This is a genomic window from Vulcanococcus sp. CPBay_Sum15L08_68, assembly GCF_017855895.1.
Taxonomy (GTDB): domain Bacteria; phylum Cyanobacteriota; class Cyanobacteriia; order PCC-6307; family Cyanobiaceae; genus Vulcanococcus.
The window spans coordinates 26,875-45,948 of the sequence record NZ_JAFMFX010000002.1 but is presented as its reverse complement, the minus strand read 5'-3'; the positions used below and the strand labels follow the sequence as shown (position 1 = coordinate 45,948).

26 protein-coding genes and 1 tRNA gene are annotated in these 19,074 nt (G+C 65.9%); 10 read left to right on the top strand and 17 right to left on the bottom strand.

Annotated elements, in window-relative coordinates; genetic code table 11:
* Positions 1-8: 8 nt before the first annotated feature.
* From rplX to rplC, 12 genes are read right to left on the bottom strand one after another with little or no spacing between them, the layout of a single operon-like run.
* Positions 9-365, bottom strand: a complete 357-nt coding sequence (gene rplX / locus QZ189_RS00765) for a 50S ribosomal protein L24 (RefSeq protein WP_010314950.1) — start codon at positions 363-365, stop codon at positions 9-11.
* A 1-nt stretch (position 366) separates the two neighbouring features.
* The gene (gene rplN, locus QZ189_RS00760) at positions 367-732 is read right to left on the bottom strand and encodes a 50S ribosomal protein L14 (protein ID WP_296420543.1); all 366 of its coding nucleotides are present in this window, start codon (positions 730-732) and stop codon (positions 367-369) included.
* Positions 733-744: 12 nt separating this feature from the next.
* The gene (gene rpsQ, locus QZ189_RS00755; RefSeq protein ID WP_185186182.1) at positions 745-996 is read right to left on the bottom strand and encodes a 30S ribosomal protein S17; all 252 of its coding nucleotides are present in this window, start codon (positions 994-996) and stop codon (positions 745-747) included.
* Between the two features lie 17 nt (positions 997-1,013).
* Positions 1,014-1,223 carry a 50S ribosomal protein L29 gene (rpmC, locus tag QZ189_RS00750; RefSeq protein WP_010314946.1) on the bottom strand — a complete coding sequence of 70 codons (210 nt, stop codon included), beginning with the start codon at positions 1,221-1,223 and terminating at the stop codon, positions 1,014-1,016.
* A gap of 2 nt (positions 1,224-1,225) precedes the next feature.
* Complete coding sequence (gene rplP / locus QZ189_RS00745; RefSeq protein WP_029626118.1) at positions 1,226-1,690, bottom strand: 50S ribosomal protein L16; 465 nt, start codon at positions 1,688-1,690, stop codon at positions 1,226-1,228.
* Between the two features lie 16 nt (positions 1,691-1,706).
* A complete protein-coding gene (gene rpsC, locus QZ189_RS00740) occupies positions 1,707-2,435 on the bottom strand; it encodes a 30S ribosomal protein S3 (RefSeq protein ID WP_010314943.1) in 729 nt (242 codons plus the stop codon).
* 19 nt (positions 2,436-2,454) lie between these two features.
* On the bottom strand, positions 2,455-2,808 hold the full coding sequence (rplV, locus tag QZ189_RS00735; RefSeq protein WP_029626117.1) for a 50S ribosomal protein L22: 354 nt from the start codon (positions 2,806-2,808) through the stop codon (positions 2,455-2,457).
* 4 nt (positions 2,809-2,812) lie between these two features.
* A complete protein-coding gene (gene rpsS, locus QZ189_RS00730) occupies positions 2,813-3,088 on the bottom strand; it encodes a 30S ribosomal protein S19 (protein WP_010311665.1) in 276 nt (91 codons plus the stop codon).
* A 35-nt stretch (positions 3,089-3,123) separates the two neighbouring features.
* Complete coding sequence (rplB, locus tag QZ189_RS00725; protein WP_010314938.1) at positions 3,124-3,987, bottom strand: 50S ribosomal protein L2; 864 nt, start codon at positions 3,985-3,987, stop codon at positions 3,124-3,126.
* A 15-nt stretch (positions 3,988-4,002) separates the two neighbouring features.
* Positions 4,003-4,305, bottom strand: a complete 303-nt coding sequence (locus QZ189_RS00720) for a 50S ribosomal protein L23 (RefSeq protein ID WP_010314935.1) — start codon at positions 4,303-4,305, stop codon at positions 4,003-4,005.
* Positions 4,298-4,933, bottom strand: a complete 636-nt coding sequence (rplD, locus tag QZ189_RS00715; RefSeq protein WP_010314934.1) for a 50S ribosomal protein L4 — start codon at positions 4,931-4,933, stop codon at positions 4,298-4,300. Before rplD ends, QZ189_RS00720 begins: the two co-directional genes overlap by 8 nt.
* 11 nt (positions 4,934-4,944) lie before the next feature.
* Positions 4,945-5,592, bottom strand: coding sequence for a 50S ribosomal protein L3 (gene rplC / locus QZ189_RS00710; RefSeq protein ID WP_010314932.1), 648 nt, complete (start codon positions 5,590-5,592; stop codon positions 4,945-4,947).
* Positions 5,593-5,984: 392 nt separating this feature from the next.
* Between rplC and QZ189_RS00705 the strand changes: the two genes are divergently transcribed.
* From QZ189_RS00705 to recA, 6 genes are all read left to right on the top strand, one after another.
* Positions 5,985-6,452, top strand: coding sequence for an NAD(P)H-quinone oxidoreductase subunit N (locus QZ189_RS00705; RefSeq protein ID WP_296420540.1), 468 nt, complete (start codon positions 5,985-5,987; stop codon positions 6,450-6,452).
* Positions 6,413-7,465: an LdpA C-terminal domain-containing domain gene (locus tag QZ189_RS00700; protein WP_296420538.1), complete on the top strand. Its 1,053-nt coding sequence runs from the start codon at positions 6,413-6,415 to the stop codon at positions 7,463-7,465. The genes QZ189_RS00705 and QZ189_RS00700 overlap by 40 nt, the downstream gene beginning before the upstream one ends.
* A 16-nt stretch (positions 7,466-7,481) precedes the next feature.
* Entirely contained in the window at positions 7,482-9,152 is a 1,671-nt protein-coding gene (locus QZ189_RS00695) for an AAA family ATPase (RefSeq protein ID WP_296416104.1), read from the top strand.
* 109 nt (positions 9,153-9,261) lie between these two features.
* A tRNA-Gln gene (locus QZ189_RS00690) sits at positions 9,262-9,333 on the top strand.
* 40 nt (positions 9,334-9,373) lie between these two features.
* Positions 9,374-10,123 (top strand): HAD family hydrolase, encoded by a 750-nt coding sequence (locus QZ189_RS00685; RefSeq protein ID WP_296420535.1) that lies wholly within the window; start codon positions 9,374-9,376, stop codon positions 10,121-10,123.
* 151 nt (positions 10,124-10,274) lie between these two features.
* Positions 10,275-11,387, top strand: a complete 1,113-nt coding sequence (gene recA / locus QZ189_RS00680) for a recombinase RecA (protein WP_247479634.1) — start codon at positions 10,275-10,277, stop codon at positions 11,385-11,387.
* Positions 11,388-11,452: 65 nt separating this feature from the next.
* On the opposite strand, the gene QZ189_RS00675 is transcribed toward recA, so the two are convergent.
* The 3 genes from QZ189_RS00675 to QZ189_RS00665 all read right to left on the bottom strand — a co-directional run bounded on the left by QZ189_RS00675 (position 11,453) and on the right by QZ189_RS00665 (position 13,599).
* Complete coding sequence (locus QZ189_RS00675) at positions 11,453-11,794, bottom strand: DUF1815 family protein (protein ID WP_010314909.1); 342 nt, start codon at positions 11,792-11,794, stop codon at positions 11,453-11,455.
* A 79-nt stretch (positions 11,795-11,873) separates the two neighbouring features.
* Positions 11,874-12,116, bottom strand: coding sequence for a DUF2839 domain-containing protein (locus QZ189_RS00670; RefSeq protein ID WP_296416102.1), 243 nt, complete (start codon positions 12,114-12,116; stop codon positions 11,874-11,876).
* Positions 12,117-12,162: 46 nt separating this feature from the next.
* Positions 12,163-13,599, bottom strand: coding sequence for a helicase (locus tag QZ189_RS00665; protein ID WP_010314899.1), 1,437 nt, complete (start codon positions 13,597-13,599; stop codon positions 12,163-12,165).
* A 41-nt stretch (positions 13,600-13,640) separates the two neighbouring features.
* On the opposite strand from QZ189_RS00665, the gene QZ189_RS00660 reads away from it, so the two are divergent.
* The gene (locus QZ189_RS00660; protein WP_296416100.1) at positions 13,641-14,495 is read left to right on the top strand and encodes a prephenate/arogenate dehydrogenase; all 855 of its coding nucleotides are present in this window, start codon (positions 13,641-13,643) and stop codon (positions 14,493-14,495) included.
* Here the strand turns inward: QZ189_RS00660 and crtD are convergent.
* A complete protein-coding gene (gene crtD / locus QZ189_RS00655; protein WP_296416099.1) occupies positions 14,492-15,994 on the bottom strand; it encodes a C-3',4' desaturase CrtD in 1,503 nt (500 codons plus the stop codon). The two genes, QZ189_RS00660 and crtD, sit on opposite strands and share 4 nt — an antisense overlap.
* Here crtD and QZ189_RS00650 point away from each other — a divergent pair.
* Positions 15,987-16,937 (top strand): fructosamine kinase family protein, encoded by a 951-nt coding sequence (locus QZ189_RS00650; protein ID WP_296420533.1) that lies wholly within the window; start codon positions 15,987-15,989, stop codon positions 16,935-16,937. The genes crtD and QZ189_RS00650 overlap by 8 nt on opposite strands.
* 9 nt (positions 16,938-16,946) lie before the next feature.
* On the opposite strand, the gene QZ189_RS00645 is transcribed toward QZ189_RS00650, so the two are convergent.
* A complete protein-coding gene (locus QZ189_RS00645) occupies positions 16,947-17,312 on the bottom strand; it encodes a CAAD domain-containing protein (RefSeq protein ID WP_296420531.1) in 366 nt (121 codons plus the stop codon).
* A gap of 66 nt (positions 17,313-17,378) precedes the next feature.
* On the opposite strand from QZ189_RS00645, the gene QZ189_RS00640 reads away from it, so the two are divergent.
* Both QZ189_RS00640 and moeB read left to right on the top strand, forming a co-directional pair.
* Positions 17,379-17,831 (top strand): M67 family metallopeptidase, encoded by a 453-nt coding sequence (locus QZ189_RS00640; RefSeq protein WP_296420529.1) that lies wholly within the window; start codon positions 17,379-17,381, stop codon positions 17,829-17,831.
* Positions 17,832-17,856: 25 nt separating this feature from the next.
* The gene (moeB, locus tag QZ189_RS00635) at positions 17,857-19,029 is read left to right on the top strand and encodes a molybdopterin-synthase adenylyltransferase MoeB (protein ID WP_010314875.1); all 1,173 of its coding nucleotides are present in this window, start codon (positions 17,857-17,859) and stop codon (positions 19,027-19,029) included.
* Positions 19,030-19,074: the final 45 nt, after the last annotated feature.

The window sequence follows — 19,074 nt, the reverse complement described above, 5'->3', positions numbered from 1 at the left end:
AAGAGAGATCAGTCGAGGATCTCGCCGGTTTTCTTGAGGCGGCGCTTCTTGGTGCCGTCCTTCTCCACCACGATTTCCACGCGGCTGGCCACCTTCTTATCGGTGGAATACAGCATCACGTTGGAAGCGTGCAGGGAGGCCTCTTCGGTCACGATGCGACCGGTTTCGCCTTCCTGGGTGGGCTTCATGTGACGGGTGCGCAGGTTGATGCCCTGCACAACCACGCGGTTCTCATAGGGAAGGGTGCGCAGGACCTCACCGGTCTTGCCCTTGTCCTTACCGCTGATCACCTGGACGGTGTCGCCCTTCTTGATGCGCATTTTGGCGCGCACCTGAACTTTGGCTTTAGGGGTGGCAGTCGCCATCTCAGATCACCTCCGGAGCGAGGGACACGATCTTGGTGAAGTTGCGGTCACGCAGTTCGCGAGCCACAGGACCGAAGACGCGGGTGCCCTTGGGGTTGTTGTCGTTGCCGAGGATCACGGCAGCGTTGTCGTCAAAACGGATTGAGTTGCCGTTGACGCGACGCATGGTGGCTTTGGTGCGAACCACCACAGCCTTGACCACGTCGGACTTTTTCACGCCCATGTTGGGCATGGCGTCCTTGACGGCGGCCACGATCACATCGCCCACGTGGGCGTAGCGACGGTTGGTGCCCAGCACGCGGATGCACTGGATGCGCTTGGCGCCGCTGTTGTCAGCGACGTTGAGGAACGTTTCCTGTTGAATCATCGGGAGGTCTCCTCAGCTGGCGCTGCTGTTGTTCAGCACCTCGGCCACGGACCAACGCTTGGTGCGGCTGAGGGGACGGGTTTCGGTGATGCGGACGCGGTCACCCACCTTGCAGGTGTTGGCCTCATCGTGCGCCTTGTAGCGCTTGGTGCGGCTCACCGTCTTTTGATAGATGGGGTGGGGGAAGCGGTTTTCCACCGCCACCACCACGGTTTTATCCATCTTGTCGCTGACGACGGTGCCGACCCTTTCCTTGGTTGCCATAACGGTTACTTAGGGGATCAGGAAGCGGCGGAGCTCTTGCGCTCCGTTTGCACCGTCAGCAGCTGGGCCAGCTTGATGCGGGCGGCCTTGAAGCGGTGCGGGTTCTCGAGACGGCGGGTGGCCTGCTCGAAACGAAGGGTGAACAGTTCGCGACGGGTGTCGTCGATCTGCGTGGTGATGTCGCCGTCGGAAAGCTTGCGCACCTCGGCGATGTCGGGACGGGCCATGGTCAGGACTCCACGGTGGTGGCGGCCGCGGCGGCAGCCTGGTCAGCTTCCTGATCCGCCAGGGTCAGGAACTTGGTCTTCACGGGCAGCTTGTACTGCGCCAGGCGCATGGCCTCTTTGGCGATCTCGGGGGTGATTTCGGCACCGCCCATCTCGAAGAGAATGCGGCCGGGCTTGATCACAGCCACCCAGAACTCCGGGTTGCCCTTACCGGAACCCATCCGGGTCTCGGCGGGGCGCATGGTCACCGGCTTGTCGGGGAAGATCCGGATCCAGATCTTTCCGCCCCGCTTGACGTAGCGGGTCATGGCACGGCGGCTGGCCTCAATCTGGCGGGAGGTGATCCACCCGCACTCTTGGGCCTGCAGAGCGAACTGACCGAAGGCGATGGTGTTGCCACGGGTGGCGACACCGCGCATGCGGCCGCGCTGCTGCTTACGGAATTTGACGCGTCTTGGACTCAGCATGGTTCAGGCCTCCTGATCACTCTTCGTTCGAACGGTCTTCGAACTGTTGGGGCCGGCGGCTAGCGCGGCGCTTGGGCGCAGCACCCACGGGCACCTTGTCCTGAGTGCCGGGAAGCACTTCCCCTTTGAAGACCCAAACCTTGATGCCCAGCACCCCGTAGGTGGTGGTGGCCACTTTGGTTGCGTAGTCGATGTCGGCGCGGAGGGTGTGCAGGGGCACCCGACCTTCACGGCTCCACTCGGTACGGGCAATTTCTGCACCGTTGAGGCGGCCGCTGACCTGAAGCTTCATGCCCAGGACACCAGCGCGCTGAGCACGCTGGATGGCCATACGCATGACGCGACGGAAGGCAACACGCTTCTCGAGCTGTTGAGCGATGTACTCAGCCAGCAGGAAGGCGTCAGCGTCAACGCGCTCCACTTCCACCACGTTGATCCGCACCTGACGGGCGGAGTCACCAATGGTTTTTTGGATGCCGCTGCGCAGCTCTTCAATGCCGCTGCCCTGGCGGCCGACGAGAACGCCGGGGCGGGCAGTTTTGAGCTCAACCTCAAGCTGATCGGCCTTGCGGGCGATCACAACGTCGCTGATGCCAGCGGCGCCGTACTTCTTGTGGATGAACTTACGGATCTGATCGTCTTCCTTCAGGAGAGACGGATAGGTCTTGCTGGGGGCGTACCAGCGGGACCGGTGTTCCTGGGTGATCCCCAGGCGCAAGCCGGTTGGATGGATCTTGTGTCCCATCGATCGGTGTCCTCGGGGGTCAGGCGGCAGGAGCCACAGCAATGCTGATGTGGCAAGTCTTTTTCTGGATCGCGTAGGCGCGACCCTGGGCACGGGGGCGATAACGCTTCATCACCGGACCCATGTCAGCCGTAGCGACAGAGATCACGAGAGAGGCGGGATCGAGACCCAGGTTGTGCTCGGCGTTGGCCACAGCGCTGCGCAGGACCTTGGTGATCGGTCCGGTGGAGCGGTAGGGCATGAACTCGAGCATGATCAGCGCGTCGCGATAGCTGCGACCGCGGATCTGGTCGAGAACCCGGCGAACCTTGGACACGGAACCGCGGATATAGCGGCCGTGTGCCTGGGCAGTCGTGGATGAGGTGTTTGCCATGTCCTCAGCGGCCTCCTTTCTTGTCCTTGATGTGGCCGCGGAAGTTGCGCGTTGGCGCAAATTCCCCCAGCTTGTGGCCCACCATCTGCTCCGTCACGTAGACGGGCACATGGGCCTTGCCGTTGTGCACGGCAATGGTGTGGCCGATCATCATCGGCAGGATCGTGGAAGCACGTGACCAGGTCTTGATCACGGACTTGTCATCGGCGGCGTTCTGCTTTTCAACCTTCCGCAGAAGGCTGTCGGCAATGAACGGACCTTTTTTGAGTGAACGTCCCATAGCGGTTTAAACGAACAGCAAAGCGGTGAGGTTGATCAGGAATCGCGTCCGCCACGGCTCCGCTTGGAGGTGCGGCGACGTTTCCGGAGCACAAACCGATTGCTGGGTTTGTTCCGCTTGCGGGTCTTGAGGCCGAGGGCCGGCTTACCCCAGGGGGTAACAGGACCAGAACGACCGATCGGAGCGCGGCCCTCGCCACCACCGTGGGGGTGATCGCAGGGGTTCATCACGCTGCCTCGGACCTGGGGGCGACGACCCAGCCAGCGGCGACGGCCGGCCTTGCCCAGGCTGGTGTTCCGAACCTCAGCGTTACCCACTTCGCCGAGGGTGGCGTAGCACTCACGGCGGACCAGGCGCACCTCGGTGGAGGGCAGCTTGAGGGCGACGTAGTCACCTTCCTTGGCCATCACTTGAGCGCTGGCACCAGCGGTACGAACCATCTGGCCACCGCGACCGGCGTAGAGCTCAACGCAGTGAACGCTGGAGCCCAGGGGGATCGCCGAGAGGGGCAGGGCATTGCCGGTCTCGATCGGAGCATCGGGGCCGGAGACCACGGTGGAGCCCACGGTCACGCCAGCCGGAGCCAGGATGTAGCGCTTCTCGCCATCGGCGTAGAAGAGCAAAGCCAGGCGGGCGTTGCGGTGGGGGTCGTAGTGGATCGCTGCCACCTTGGCGACCACACCGTGCTTATTGCGGCGGAAGTCGACCAGGCGATAGAGGCGCTTGTGGCCACCACCGCGATGGCGGCAGGTGATCACACCGCGGTTGTTGCGACCTTTGCGTTGGTGCTTGGCCACCACCAGGCCCCGTTCGCGACCACGACCGGTGACTTCAGCGAAATCGCTGGCGACACGGGTACGGGTGCCGGGGGTGATGGGGCGGTACTTACGGATTCCCATAGTTCTTCAGACCCCTCAGGCTTCAGGGAACAGCTGGATGGCATTGCCATCGGCAAGGCGAACCACAGCCTTCTTCACCTGGGCACGCTTGCCGGCGAATCGGCCCACGCGGCGGGAGCGGCGAGGGGGGTTCATGGTGCTCACACCAACGACTTTGACGTCGAACAGTTGTTCAACGGCAGCCTTGATGTCGGGCTTGGCAGCCCGATGGTCCACCTCAAAGGTGTACTGATTGAGCTCGATGGCGCGGGTGGCCTTCTCAGTAATCAGGGGCCGACGGATCACATCCGCCAGGCGACCTTGAAAGCGTTCAGTCATCGCCGTAGACCTCCTGAATCTTCGCGAGTGCTTCCTCGCTCACCACCAAGGAATTGGCGTGGAGCAGGTCGAACACGTTGAGCTGATCTGCGGCGATCAGCTTCACCTTTTCGAGGTTGCGCACCGAGCGGCGCACCACCTCGCTGGGGGCATCCAGCACCACCAGCACCTTGGAGCCAGCGGCGATGCCGAAGCGGCTCAGGGCAGCGGTGATTTCTTTGGTCTTCGGGGTTTCAAGACCCGAAGCAAAGCCCTTCACCACAGTGATGTCAGCGGCGCGGCTCATCAGCGCAGTGCGCAGAGCCAGGCGACGCTCCTTGCGGTTCATCGCAAGGTTGTAGGTGCGGGGCTTCGGCCCGAACACCACACCACCGCCGGGACGCAGGGGGGTCCGGATCGAACCCTGACGGGCGCGACCGGTGCCCTTCTGCTTGTAGGGCTTGCGGCCACCGCCGGCCACCTCAGCGCGGGTGAGGGTGCTGGCCGTGCCCTGACGGGCATGGGCGAGCTGACGCACCACAGCGCGGTGCACCAGATCGTTAGCGGAGCTTTCCTTAGCGACTTTCAGGTCAAGGCTGGCCTTGCCGGCCTCTTTGCCTTGCCAGTCGCGAACAACACAGTTAGCCATCTCTGTCCTCCTCAGTTCGCGGCTTTGGCGCCCACCCGCTTAGCGGGGAGGATGTTCAGCAGGGCTCCGGGCTTACCGGGAACCGAGCCTTTCACCACGAGCAGGTTGCGCTCAGCATCCACCTTGAGGATGGTGAGGCCGCGGGTGGTGATTTGCTTGCCGCCGTAGCGACCAGCCATGCGCTTGCCGGGGTACACGCGGCCGGGGGTCGTACCCGCACCGGTGGAGCCAGGCTCGCGGTGGTTCTTCGAACCGTGGGTCATGGGACCGCGGCTGAAGCCGTGGCGCTTCTGGTAACCAGCGAAACCACGACCGATGGTGTCGCCGCTCACATCGACCTTCTGGCCCGCCTCAAAGGCGGCCACGGTGACGTCACCACCGAGTTCCAGACCGTCGACGGAGTCAACGCGGTATTCCTTCAGGTGGCGCAGCAGCTCGTCGCCCGACTTAGCCAGGTGGCCCTTAGCGGGCTTGCTGACGAGCTTTTCGCGGATATCACCGAAGCCCAGCTGAACGGCGGTGTAGCCGTCGGTGCTGTCGGTTTTGAGTTGGGTAATGCGGCAAGGACCTGCCTCGATCACGGTGACCGGGATGGCCCTGCCTTCGTCGTCGAAGAACTGGGACATGCCCAGTTTCTTCCCAAGAATGCCGATGGACATAAGGAGGGAGATACGCCAGCTGGACCACCACTCACAGGGAGTGGCGTGACTGAATCGAGTGGCGCAAGAAACCGATGGAGCTGAAATTTCCGGTTAACCCGGAACTGCAGTGGACCAATGCGGCGGAGCTAGCGACTCGAATCAGTGGGGGCTGGGACTTGCTCAGAAGAAGAAGCCAAAGGCGTCTTCAAGGTTGAGCAGTATCCCGGCGACTCAGAAGAGCCACACGGGCCCGGGAAGGCCGCCACCACTGGCGACCTTGTGCATTGCCCTGGAGGCCCGGCTAGCGGACGGGCACAGTTGCAATTGCACAAGCGAACACCATACCCCAGCGCATAACACCCTTCCCCTGCGATCAGCTGCCAGACTTCCGCAAGCGCTGATCCGCCCCCATGCCCCTGCTGCTCACCGGCCGCGGTTTCCGCCAGGAGCTGGAGCGGGCGGGCGCCTTGGCCCTCTACGCACCATTAGAAGGTGGCGCCGAGACCAGGCTGCTGCGCCGGATGCGCGCCGCTGGCTACCGGGCCCAGCTCACCTCAGCACGCGGCCTGGGGGATCCAGAAGCCTTCCTTCTGCAGTCCCACGGCGTGCGTCCTCCCCACCTCGGGCACCAAAGCGTTGGCCGCGGCGCGGCCGTTGGCGAGGTGCAAATGGCCACCCCACAACTGGGACACCTCTTTGAGGGCGACGCCCCTGTGCTGCTTTGGCTGCTGGAGGGGCAGGTCCTCTCCACCGCTGAGCTCGAGTCGCTGATCAACCTGACCCAACGGGAGCCCCGCCTGAAGATCGTCGTGGAGATGGGCGGCGCCCGTGCCCTGCGATGGCAGCCCCTGAGCTCCGTTCTGACCGCAGCCGTTTGACCCCAGAGGCGGCCCTTCAAAACGGCCGCTGGGTCAAATTGATCTGCGGCGCCGGGAATCAAGACCTGGCGGCCATCGAAGACCTCTGCGCGCTCTACACCGCAGCGGGCATCCACTGCATCGACATTGCCGCCGATACGGGCGTTGCGGAGGCCGCCAGGCGCGGCATGGACTGGGCTGTGGCCCGGGGTGCCCAGCGCCCCTGGCTGATGGTCAGCCTCAGCGACGGCGCCGACCCCCACTTCCGCAAGGCCAGCTTTGACCCCAGCCGCTGTCCCAGCGACTGTCCCAGGCCCTGCCAAAAGGTCTGCCCGGCCTTGGCCATTGGCGATCACGGCGGCGTCCAGGCGGAGCGCTGCTACGGCTGTGGGCGCTGCCTGCCCGCCTGCCCCCTGGGCCTGATCGATGAACAGCAGCAGTGGCTCAGCGCCGAAGCGGTCCCCGAACTCCTCCGGAGCATCAACCCGGATGCGGTTGAACTGCACACCCAGGCGGGACGGCAGAGCGCCTTCGAAGCCCGCCTGAGCCAGCTCAAGGCCAGCGGTGTTCCCCTTCAGCGCCTGGCGATCAGCTGCGGACTCGAGCGGGGCGCCGGCAGCCAGGAGACCACACCCCTCAGTAGCCGGGAGCTCGCCAGGGAGCTCTGGCAGCGCTTTGGCGCCCTGCGCCAGGCGGGCTACCGGCCGCTCTGGCAGCTCGATGGTCGTCCCATGAGCGGGGATGTCGGAGTGGGGACCGCCCGCTCCGCCGTGAAATTGCTGGAGGCGATCGCCCCCTGGGCACCGCCAGGCCCGCTGCAACTGGCCGGGGGAACCAACGGCAAAACAATTGAGCTCCTGGGCCCCAGCCACCGGGCAGCCGGTGTTGCCTTTGGCGGGATGGCCCGCAGCCTGCTGCAACCCTGGCTGCAGGAAGCCGATGAGCGCGGGCAGCCCCTGAGGGACATTCCCGAGCTCGAAGCGATCGCCAGCACCAGCGTGATGGCCCTCATCCAACCCTGGCTGGAGCGCTAATCGCTAGAACGCCCCCATGGCTTCAGCACCGATCAGCCCGCAACGCATCACGGACGACCTCGATCGCCTGCTCGAGGTCTTGCCCGAGGCCGTGCGCAGTGCCCTGGGCTCAGCTGAAGCCCGTGAGCAATTGCTTGAGGTCGTCCTCGATCTCGGCCGGATCCCTGAGGCCCGTTACCCGGGACGTGCCGTCCCCCTTGGGGCGAACCCGATTGAGCGCAGCGACCTGGCGGCGGTGGTCGAACAACTCGGAACCTTTGGAGGCGACAACCGAGCGGGCATCGAGCGGACCCTGCACCGCATCAGCGCCATTCGCAACCGCAGCGGCGACGTCGTCGGCCTGACCTGCCGGGTCGGCCGAGCGGTCTTCGGCACCGTGGCCATGGTCCGGGACCTGATGGATTCCGGTCAGTCGCTCCTGCTGATGGGGCGCCCAGGCGTCGGCAAAACAACCGCCCTTCGAGAGATTGCGCGAGTTCTGGCCGATGAGCTGGACAAGCGGGTGGTCGTGATCGACACCAGCAACGAAATTGCAGGCGACGGGGACATCCCTCACCCCGCCATCGGCCGGGCCCGGCGCATGCAAGTCACCCGGCCGGAGCTGCAGCACCAGGTGATGATCGAGGCGGTGGAGAACCACATGCCCGAGGTCATCGTGATCGATGAGATCGGCACGGAGCTGGAGGCCCAGGCGGCGCGCACCATCGCCGAGAGGGGCGTGATGCTGGTGGCCACGGCCCACGGCAACGAGCTCGCCAATCTGGTCAAAAACCCCACCCTCAGCGACCTGGTGGGGGGCATCGAATCCGTCACCCTCGGCGACGAGGAGGCCCGGCGGCGACGGACGCAAAAGACCGTCCTCGAGCGCGCCGCCGAACCCACCTTCCCCATGGCGGTGGAAATGCACAGCCGCGACCGCTGGCTCGTGCATCGCGACGTCGCCCGCACGGTGGACCTCCTGCTACGCGGTCAACTGCCGCGGCCCCAGGTCCGGCAGCTCGATGACCAGGGGCGCTTGCAGCTGAGTGAGCCGCTGGCGCCCAAGGCCAGCCCCCGGCCGTCCCCCGCCGCCGCACCGGTTCGGCGCATCCAGGAACCAGCTGGAGTCTCAGCGCAGCCCAACCTCGCCCTGCGTCCCCTCCCGGATCCGGAAGCGAGCCCGCCAACCGAGACGCCAAGCGCACCCCTGCATCTGTTCAATGCAGGGCTGAGCGAACCCCTGATTGACCAGGCCATCCGCAGCCGGCGTCTCCCCGTGCAATTGGTCGAAGCGGTGGAGGAGGCCGACGTCGTTCTGGCGGCGCGGCAACAACTGGGCCAGCGCCCTGAGCTGCGCCGGCGAGCCCAGGATGCAGGCCTGCCGATCCTTGTGATCAAGGCCGACACCCTGCCCCAGATTCAACGGGGCCTGGAGAGGCTGCTGCAGCGCCGAGAGGATCGCCCAGAGGCCACCAATGCCGCGGCACGCCCCGCAGCCGCCAGCTCCAGAGACGATGCGCTCGAAGCCCTCGAGGAATGCCGCCTGGCCGTCGAGCAGGTCGTCCTGCCCCAGGGGCAGCCGGTGGAGTTACTGCCCCGCACCGAGGCCATCCGGCGGATGCAAGCGGAACTGGCGGCCCGCTACCAACTGACTTCCGCCGAGTTCGGCAGTGGCAGCCAGCTGCGCCTACGGCTCTTCCCCCGCTGAGCCACTCGGCCGAGATGGCCCAGTGAGATTGACGAAGGTCGACCCGTTGTGGGTAACTATCTGAGTGCTGATGACACCGCCAGTTCCTGGGGGTTCGCAAGCAGCGCGTTGGGCCGTCGCCAAGTGGTAAGGCAGCGGGTTTTGGTCCCGCCATTCCTAGGTTCGAATCCTAGCGGCCCAGTTTCACAAGATCCAAGCCACCGCAAGGGCTTTGGAGCGTCATGAGCCTCCAACCACTGCTGGTCTTTGACTTTGATGGCGTCCTGGTCGACGGGATGCGTGAGTACTGGTGGAGCGCCCGCAGGGCCGCCCAGTTCCTGGCGCCCGAGTGCCACCTGCCGGAAGGGGCTCCGGAGGCCTTCGGCGCCCTCAGACCACTGATCCACAAGGGCTGGGAGATGGTCCTCGTGGCCCTGGAGCTCTCCCGCAGCGATCTCGACGTCGGCCACTACGTCAGCGCCTACGAGGAGCACACGCAAACGGCTCTGGCGCACTGGGGCTTTTCAGCGGAGCAGCTCCAAAGCGCCCTGGAGGACCTCCGCAGCGAAGCGATCCAGCAGGACCCCAGCGGCTGGAGGGCATTGCACAGCCCCTATCCAGGCATCCCCGAGCGACTGCGGGCCCTGGAGAGCGAAGGCAGCCCCTGGCTGGTGCTGACCACCAAAGGTGGGAACTTTGCTCGGGAGCTGCTCACGGGCTACGGCCTGCATCCCCAGGCGGTCTACGGCCACGAACAAGGGAGCAAGCCAGAGGTTCTGCTGCGACTCAGGGAGCAGGGCCGCCCCCTCTGGTTTGTCGAGGACCGGCGGGTCACCCTGGAAACCGTGCGCCGCACACCGGGGCTGGAGGCGGTGCGCTGCTTTCTGGTCTCCTGGGGCTACCTGGGCCCCCACGACCGCGAACAACTGCCCGAGGGCATCCAACTGCTGGAGCCCCAGCGCTTTGCCGGGCCCTTGGCGAGCTGGCCCTGAGCCGCTAGGGTACGCCTGTACTACAGGCCAGGGTTCGCTCCGGTGAAACACCTGGCGCCTGGGGTGGCACTTCTTTCACAGAGGTCGCCCAGGATGGCTCCACCGAACTGGCCTACCCGCTGCGCGGCCGCTCCTTCAACCCTTTCGCGATATGCCTGCTGACGACAAGAGCACCAGCGCCAAAAGTCCTGAGCGGGACAAGGCCCTTGGCCTCGTTCTGAACCAAATCGAGCGCAACTTCGGCAAGGGCTCGATCATGCGGCTGGGGGATGCCTCCCGCATGCGGATCGAGACCACCCCCACCGGCGCCCTGACCCTCGACCTCGCCCTCGGCGGTGGCTACCCGAAGGGACGGGTTGTTGAGGTCTATGGCCCGGAGAGCTCTGGTAAGACGACCCTCACCCTGCACGCCATCGCTGAAGTGCAGCGCCGCGGAGGCGTAGCCGCCTTCGTCGACGCCGAGCACGCCCTGGACCCCGTCTATGCCGCGGCCCTGGGCGTCGACATCGAGAACCTGCTGGTCTCCCAGCCGGACACCGGCGAGATGGCCCTGGAGATCGTTGATCAACTGGTGCGCTCCGCAGCCGTCGACATCGTCGTGGTGGACTCAGTGGCAGCGCTGACGCCCCGCTCGGAAATCGAGGGCGAGATGGGGGACCTCGCCGTCGGCAGCCAGGCCCGCCTGATGAGCCAGGCGATGCGCAAAATCACCGGCAACATCGGCAAGTCCGGTTGCACCGTGATCTTCCTGAACCAGCTCCGCCAAAAGATTGGCGTGACCTACGGCAACCCTGAGACCACCACCGGCGGTAACGCCCTGAAGTTCTACGCCTCAGTCCGCCTCGACATCCGCCGCATCCAGACCCTCAAGCGGGGCACCGAAGAATTCGGGATCCGCGCCAAGGTGAAAGTGGCCAAAAACAAAGTGGCCCCGCCCTTCCGGATCGCGGAATTCGACATCCTCTTCGGCCGTGGAATCAGCACCGTGGGCTGCCTGCTCGATCTCGCCGAAGAGCACGGTGTCGTTGTTCGCAAAGGCGCTTGGTACAGCTACGAAGGCGACAACATCGGCCAAGGGCGCGATAACACCATCACCTGGCTCGAGCAGAACAGCACCGAGAAAGAGGCCATTGAAGTGAAGGTGCGTCAAAAACTCAGCGAAACCACCGACTCGCTGAAGCCCGTCGCCACCGCCGCCGCCAAGTTGGCCGCCGCTGGAAGCGCCAGCGCCGACAAGGACCAGGCCCTACCCGCCGCCAGCTAAGGCCTCCAGGCACAACAAAGCCCCCGGGTGAATCACCCGGGGGCTTTTTGCTGGTTGGCTCGGGCCTAAGAAACCGGCGCCGCGGCCACCGAAGGCTGAGCGAGGGCGCGGAGGTTGGCGCTCAGGCGCTCCAGCTCCTGAATGGCCTCAGCACCCTCAAGCTTCACCAGCTCATGGCCGTTGCGGGACTCCACCCAGCTGATGCCGAAATCCGAAACCAAAAAGCGCACCATGTGCTCATCGCCCAAGCTGGCGACGAAGGATGCGCCGTGGCCGTCCTGACCATCGCCGCAGACATAGCAAGTGGCGGCAATTCCCTGACGCTGCAGACCCTCAGCAAGAGCACGCAGGCTCATCACCAAGTCCTCAACAACGGAGCGGTACTGCTCAGCTAGGCGCGCGAACATGACCGCCGCAACTCAAGAATAAATCGATCCTAATCTTTTCTTCAGATTTGCGCGAGCAAGGATGTTCGCCCCCTGACGATTAACCGTCGGCCAGGGTCCACCAGCCCAAGGCGGGGCCGAGGAAGCGCACCGTCAGCCAGAAGAGCACCAGTGCACCAATGCCGATCCAGGCGCCACGGGTGGTGACGGAGACGAACTGCTCACCCTGGCGCTGGGTCAAGGGCAGCCAAGGAGCCAGACGCGGTGAGGTGTCCTTGGCCTTCTCGCTCTTCTTCTCGCGGGGGGGCAGACCCTGTTCCGAGCGACGCTTGGCCTCTCCCATTGCTGCTGTGCTGCGCGGCGCGGTCAGGCTACGGGGACTAGGCCACTTACGGGTTGGGGAGCAGTCGATGCAGGGCCACCCAGGGCTCCAGGGCCTCGAGCACCTGACGGCCCCAACCCCGGCGCCTCAAGCGGCCGTCAAGGACGGCCAGACGACCGCCGTTGCGCCGTAAACCAGCAATCGAGCGCTGCAGTCGGCCCAGGGCTTCAGGCAGCAGCAGCTCCCGGAACCAATCACGACCCTGCAGCCGCAGAGCCGCCACCCGAGCCGCCGTGAGCGGGTCCTCCAGGCTCGAGATGGGCAGGGTGGCCGCGATCAGCTGACAGGGCAACGGCAATCGCTGTTGATGCTCCAGCCACCAACTCCAGCTGCAGCAGAGGACGCCATTGGCCTCAGGGGCAGTGAGCTCATGGCCCACTCGACTGCCGAATTCCGCCGCCAAGGCACTGGTCAGTCCCAGCCTCAACCCCTCGTCATCAAGCACAACCACCGTCAGGCCGGCCTGCCCCAAGACCAAGCGGCGGCACTGATCCAGCAGATGGCTGGGGTAGTGGGGAGCATTCGGCAGGGCCTGCCCCTGGGGAGCAAACAGGGGCAAGGGATCCAGCAGGGGCGGATCCGCGAGGCTCACCTCCACCTGGGGCTCAATCCCGAGTCCTGAAGGGGCCGGTTGCGGCCAGGGGCCAACCACCACCAAGCCACGGCCGCTGAGGAGCCCGGGCATCACGGTGCAGGGATCCAGGGGCTGGCGATGCAGGGTCCACTGCAGCAGGGTTGGATTGACCGAGGCCCAACTGGTCCAGTCCTCGCCCGCGACGGAAAGCCACTGGGGCCAGGGCTCCGGCAGGGGAGACAGGACCCCCAGCAACTGCCGCAAGGGGGCCTCATCATCTGGAGTGATGGGAACCCGCTGATGGGGACCGCAGGGCCGGGCCAACAGCCGGCGACTCAAGCGTTCATGCAGCTGCAGCAGGCTGGGGGCAGCGGCGGGAAGGCTGCGGCGCAACTGCTCCCAGTGCTCCGTTTCAATCACCACCTCCAGGGCCTGCCGCAGCAGCGGCTGCAGCAGCTCCCCCTCCGGGACCACAAGCTGGCGGTCCGCCAGTTGACCGCTGCGCCAGGCCGCCACCAGGGCGTCGTGCTGCAGCAGCCAGAGCGGTGCCGACTCCGGTGCCGTCGTGCCCTCCCAGCAGGGGAGGTTCAAGCCAACGGCCTGGAGCCGGGGCAACTCCACCGTCAACAGACGCTGGCGCAGGGCCGGGCTGACCACCAACGCCACGGGGCTGTTGTTGAGAGCCAAGGGCACCAACAGGCCCAGCAGCCAGCTGGGATCACTGCCGGGGGCCAGACGCACCAAGGTCTGATCCGAGCGCCGCAGGCTGCGGGCCACCAACCGGCTCAAGGTGAGGTGGTGGGGCCAGCGGGTTTCCCCCTCCAGGCGGAGGAGCGCCTTGAGCTGTTGGTGGGCCTTGGCTTCCAACATCGGGGAATCGTAGGAAGCTGGGACGAGACAACTGTTCAGCGATGACAACCCACTGGCGAGAGCGACCCATCGGGATCGTGGGCCTGGGGTTGATCGGCGGATCCCTGGGCCTGGATCTGCAAGCCCAGGGACTCGAGGTCCGAGCCTTGGTCCATCGCCGCAGCACCGCCGAGCGGGCCCAGGAGCGGGGGCTGGCCCAGAGGATCGACACCGATCCGGCGGTGTTGCAGGACTGCGGTTTGGTGATCCTGGCCTTGCCCTTGGATCGCCTGCTGGAACCAGACCCCAGCCTGGTGGCGGCCCTGCCGGCCGACGCCGTGATCACGGATGTGGGATCGGTCAAGCAACCGATCCAGGAGCGCTGGGCATCGCTGCACCGGCGCTTCGTGCCGAGCCATCCGATGGCGGGGACGGCCCAAGCCGGGGTGGAGGCGGGCCTTGCCGGTCTCTTTCAAGGGCGTCCCTGGGTTGCCACCCCCACAGCCGAGACCGATCCAGAGGCGCTGACGGCGGTGCGCGGCCTGGCGGAGAGCATCGGCGCCCACTGGCTGGAGTGCCCCGCCGCGGCCCATGACCAGGCCGTAGCCCTGATCTCCCACATGCCGGTCCTCGTCAGTGCTGCACTGCTGCAGAGCGCCGATCAAGGCGGAACCGCGGCCCCAGCCCTCGTGCGGGCCCTGGCCTCCAGCGGCTTCGCCGACACCAGCCGCATCGGCGGCGGCAATCCCGAACTGGGCACCTTGATGGCGCGCACGAACCGCGCCGCCGTCCTCAGCGCCTTGGAGCAGTACCAACGGCAACTGCAACAGCTGCAGAGCTTGGTGGAGGGAGAGCAGTGGGAGGCCCTGCAGCAGGAGCTGGTGCACTGCCAGGCCCTGCGACCTGAATTCCTCTAGCTGCTGAGCACCAGGGAGCGCCCCTTGCTCTGCAGTAACTGGCGGCAGGCCATCAAGGCCGAGAGGCTCACTCCAGCGGTGCCCTCACCGGGATAAATCGCGTCGCCGCAGAGCCAAAGCCCCGCCAGGGGAGTCCGGCTGGCCAAGCCAAAGGGACCAAAGCGGCTCGGGTGCTGGCCCAGGCCACCGACAAAGCCGAAGGGTCGGCCCGTCCAGCCCGCAAAACCCCGCGGGGTGGCCAGCTCAGCATGGCGGTAGTCCTCCAGCCTCAGACCCAAGAAGGCCTCCAGCGCCGCCTGGATCCCCGCCATCGCCTGCTGTTTTTTGCGCTGGTACTCAGGCTCAGGCAGATCAAACCAAGGCTTGGCCGGGGTGAAGACACTCGCAATCAAGGTCGCCTGCCCCGCCGGGGCCCGTCCATCGCCCTCGGCGCTGAAGGAGAGAAAGACGCTGCCGGGGTCCTGCCAATCCAGCTGGGCATGCAGCCCCAGTCCCTTGGGCAGGCGATCGCGATCCACCGCGGCATAGAGCACCAAGGCACCCGATGGATCCGGGAAGCCGGCGATGCGACGGCCATAGGCCGCTGGCAGGGACTCTCCGAGCAGAGCCGGCAAGGTCTGAGGCGGCAGCGCACAGACCACATCGGCCGCCTCCAGCGCAAAGGGCTTCTGGCCTGGCCCCTCACCGCTCAGCTGCCAACCACTGCCGCCAGGGCGCATCTGGCTCAGCCGATGGCGCAAGCGCAGGCTCCCCCCCCTGGCCTCCAGGACCTGCTCGAGGGCCTGGCAGAGCTGCTGCATCGAGCCGTGGAGGTGCCAAAGCCCAAGCGGCTCCTGGGCCATCGCCAACACCGTGGCCCCGTAGAGGGCCGCCGTCTGGTCGGCGGGCTCCTGGGAATAGAGGCGCAGCTGAAGATCCAAGAAGCGCCGCAGGCGCGCATCCCCCGCGCAGCCGCTGAGCACCAGCAAATCGGCAACCGTGGCGGTCGTGAACAGGCCACTGGCCAAGGTGCCGGCCCCCAGGGCCCCCAGCAGTTGGCGCAGATCCCAAAGCGTGCGCGGCGGAAGCACCGGATCACGGGCGGCGAAGGCCCAATTGCTGCTGTGCAACAGGGCACAGAGGGCCCAAAACCGTTCACTTCCTGGGAACTGGCGCTCGCGCTCCTGGCGCCAACGCTCGGGATCCCGCCAGAGGTGCACCGGTTCCTCAGCGGTGCTGAGCTGCACGCTGCAGCCGGGATTCAAGGGAGTGGCCTCGGGCAGAGGGACACCGAAATGGGCCATCAGCCGCTGATGGATCCCCCCCGGCTCAAACCCCGCCACCTGGGTCGCCCCCACATCAAAGACGTAGGGACCACGGCGAAAGGTTCCAGCGCAGCCACCGGTCTGGCTGTGGGCCTCCAGCAACTCCACCTGCAGGCCTTCTGCGGCCAGCAGTGCGGCTGCGGTCAGGCCGGCAATGCCCCCTCCAACGACTGCAACATCACAGGATTTGCCCATCGCGGCATGCTGGCAGCGCCCCTCCCTCCACCGCGTCGTGGCCATCCCGCAGGCGTTCTCAGACTGGATCGAGGCCACCAGCGGGGCCCGGCTGCTGAAGCGCTCACCGGTGGGTGGAGGCTGCATCCACAGCGCCTGGCGGCTGGCCCTGGCCGATGGGCAGGAGCTCTTCGCCAAAACCAACCGCGCCGAACTGCTGCCGGTGCTCGAGGCTGAAGCCCAGGGGCTGGAGGCCCTGGCCAGGGCCATCGAGCAGGGGCAATCGAGCCTGCGCGTTCCGCGGCCCTGCGGCCTGGGCCTCGCCGGCGGCGAAGCCGTGTTGCTGCTGAACTGGCTGGAGCTCGGCACGCCAACGGACCCAACCCAGGCCTGGGAAGCCCTAGGGGCAGGACTGGCCCAGCTGCACCGGGGCAGCCTCATTGGCCATGACGGACGCTTCGGCTGGGAGCGCGACAACTTCATTGGCTCTGGCCCCCAAGCCAACCGCTGGGGAGAGACCTGGGGCGCGTTTTTTGCCGAGCAGCGCCTCAGGCCCCAGCTCAGCTGGGCGGCCGACTCAGGACACGCGCTTCCTGGAGCCGAGGCCCTGCTCGAGCGGGTACCGCTCTGGCTCGCGGAGCACCCGGCCGAGCCCTCCCTCGTCCACGGCGACCTCTGGAGCGGGAACGCTGCGCTACTTCAGGGCGGCGGCGGCGCCATCTTTGATCCGGCCGTCTACCGCGGGGACCGGGAGGTGGATCTAGCCATGGCCCAGCTCTTCGGCGGTTTCCCCCGCAGCTTCTTCCGCGGCTACGAACGGGAATGGCCCCTGGAAGCGGGCCACCAGCGGCGGGTCGAGCTCTACAACCTGTATCACCTGCTCAACCACGCCAATCTCTTTGGCGGTGGCTACTGGCAGCAAAGTGCCGCCAGCATCACCGCGCTCCTTCGCGAGTGGCAATAAGGAACTGAATCAGCCCAGGTATTCCTTGCGCAGACCCTGGACCTTGTTGATCACGGCGGTGCGCTTGTCGCTGGTGGTGAGGTTTTTCCAGCTCCACTGACCCACGACCACCAGGCCCAGCAGCTCCAGCAGACCAGGAACCACAGGCAGCAGGTTGATGGTGTCCAGCACGCCCTTGATCAGGACCTGGGCGACGATCACGATCACCAGAACGCCCACACCCTTACCGATGCGGCCCATCTGGTTCCAGTCCACCTTGTCCAGGGTCTCGTTGACCTTGGAGAGCACCTCGGTGTAGCGCTCGGTGAAATTCGCGCCGGCCTCTTCTGCAGCTGGAGTTGCCGATTCCTTCAGATCGTTGCTCTCGTCGGTCATCAGGATGGGCTTGGATTAAAAACCTCGACACAAGGTATCCGGGTGACTGCCCAAGCGCCAGACCAGTTGCGCGTTGATGGTCATTGGCTGATCGTTTTGGAGCGAACCCTCAACGCCGCCCTGCCGGAAGAGGGTTGTGCTCTCCTGCTGGGTAAAACCAAGGGCAAAAGCCTGGAGCTGCATCGGGTTTGGCCCTGCTGCAACCGCTGGGAACCGGCCCGGGAACGGGACCACCGCTTCCTGCTCGATCCCCGCGAGCAGCTGCTCGCGCAACGCTGGGCCCGGGAGCATGGGCTCCAGGTGATCGGTTCAGCCCACAGCCATCCCACCAGCGCCGCCATCCCGTCCCAAACCGACCGGGAGCTCTGCTTTGGGCCCACCTTGATGGTGATCGCCTCAGGCCTGGGCAACGAGCGCTGGCGGGCCTGGTGGCTGTCCGGGGATGACGACGCCTGCGAGCCCCGTGAATTGCCTTTGCGACAGGGGCTGGCCGCAGGGGACCAGCGTTTGGGAAAGTAGGGAGCTGGAAAGCGATCGGCACTCCATGCTTCCCCTTGACACCACCGGCATCGAGCTGAGCCCCGATGAGGTGGCCCGTTTTGCGCGCCACCTGATCCTGCCGGAAGTGGGCATGGAGGGTCAAAAGCGGCTCAAAGCCTCTTCTGTCCTCTGCGTGGGCACCGGCGGACTGGGCTCCCCTCTGCTCCTTTATCTGGCTGCGGCTGGCGTCGGCCGCATCGGCATCGTCGACTTCGACGTGGTGGATCACTCCAACCTGCAGCGCCAGGTGATCCACGGCACCAGCTGGGTCGGCAAACCCAAGATCGAATCGGCCAAGGCGCGAATCCTCGAGATCAACCCCCACTGCCAGGTCGATCTCTACGAGACGGCCCTCAGCAGCGAGAACGCCCTCGACATCGTTCGCCCCTACGACATCGTCTGCGACGGGACCGACAACTTCCCCACCCGCTACCTGGTGAACGACGCCTGCGTGCTGCTGGGCAAACCCAACGTCTACGGCTCGATCTTCCGCTTTGAAGGCCAGGCCACGGTGTTCAACCTGGATGCCGAAAGCCCCAACTACCGCGACCTCTTCCCTGAGCCCCCGCCGCCGGGCATGGTTCCCTCCTGCGCCGAGGGCGGCGTGGTGGGCGTTCTGCCCGGAATCATCGGCGTGATCCAGGCCACCGAGGCGGTGAAGATCATCACCGGCATCGGCACCACCCTCAGCGGGCGGCTGCTGCTGTTTGATGCCCTGGGCATGAAGTTCCGGGAGCTCAAGCTGCGCCCCAACCCGGAGCGCCCGGTGATCGACAAGCTGATCGACTACCAGGAGTTCTGCGGGGTCGGCGGCACCGCACCCGGCCAAGAGGAAGCCGGCTCCGTCGAAAGCATCAGCGTCAGCGAACTGAAGACCCTGCTGGATGGGGACACCTCCGGCATGGTGCTGATCGACGTGCGCAACCCGCCCGAAGCGGAGATTGCGGTCATCCCAGGAGCCGAGCTGATTCCCCTCGACCACATCGAGAACGGAACCGCCGTGGAGCGGATCAAGCAGCTGGCCGACGGCAAGCAGCTCTACGTCCACTGCAAGCTCGGGGGCCGCAGCGCCAAGGCCCTGATTGCCCTGAAGCGCCACGGCGTTGAAGGCATCAACGTGGCCGGCGGCATCGATGCCTGGAGCCAAGAGGTGGACAGCTCAGTCCCCCGCTACTGATTGCAAGACCTCAGCCCGGGGACTCCCCGGGCTTTTTTCATGGTC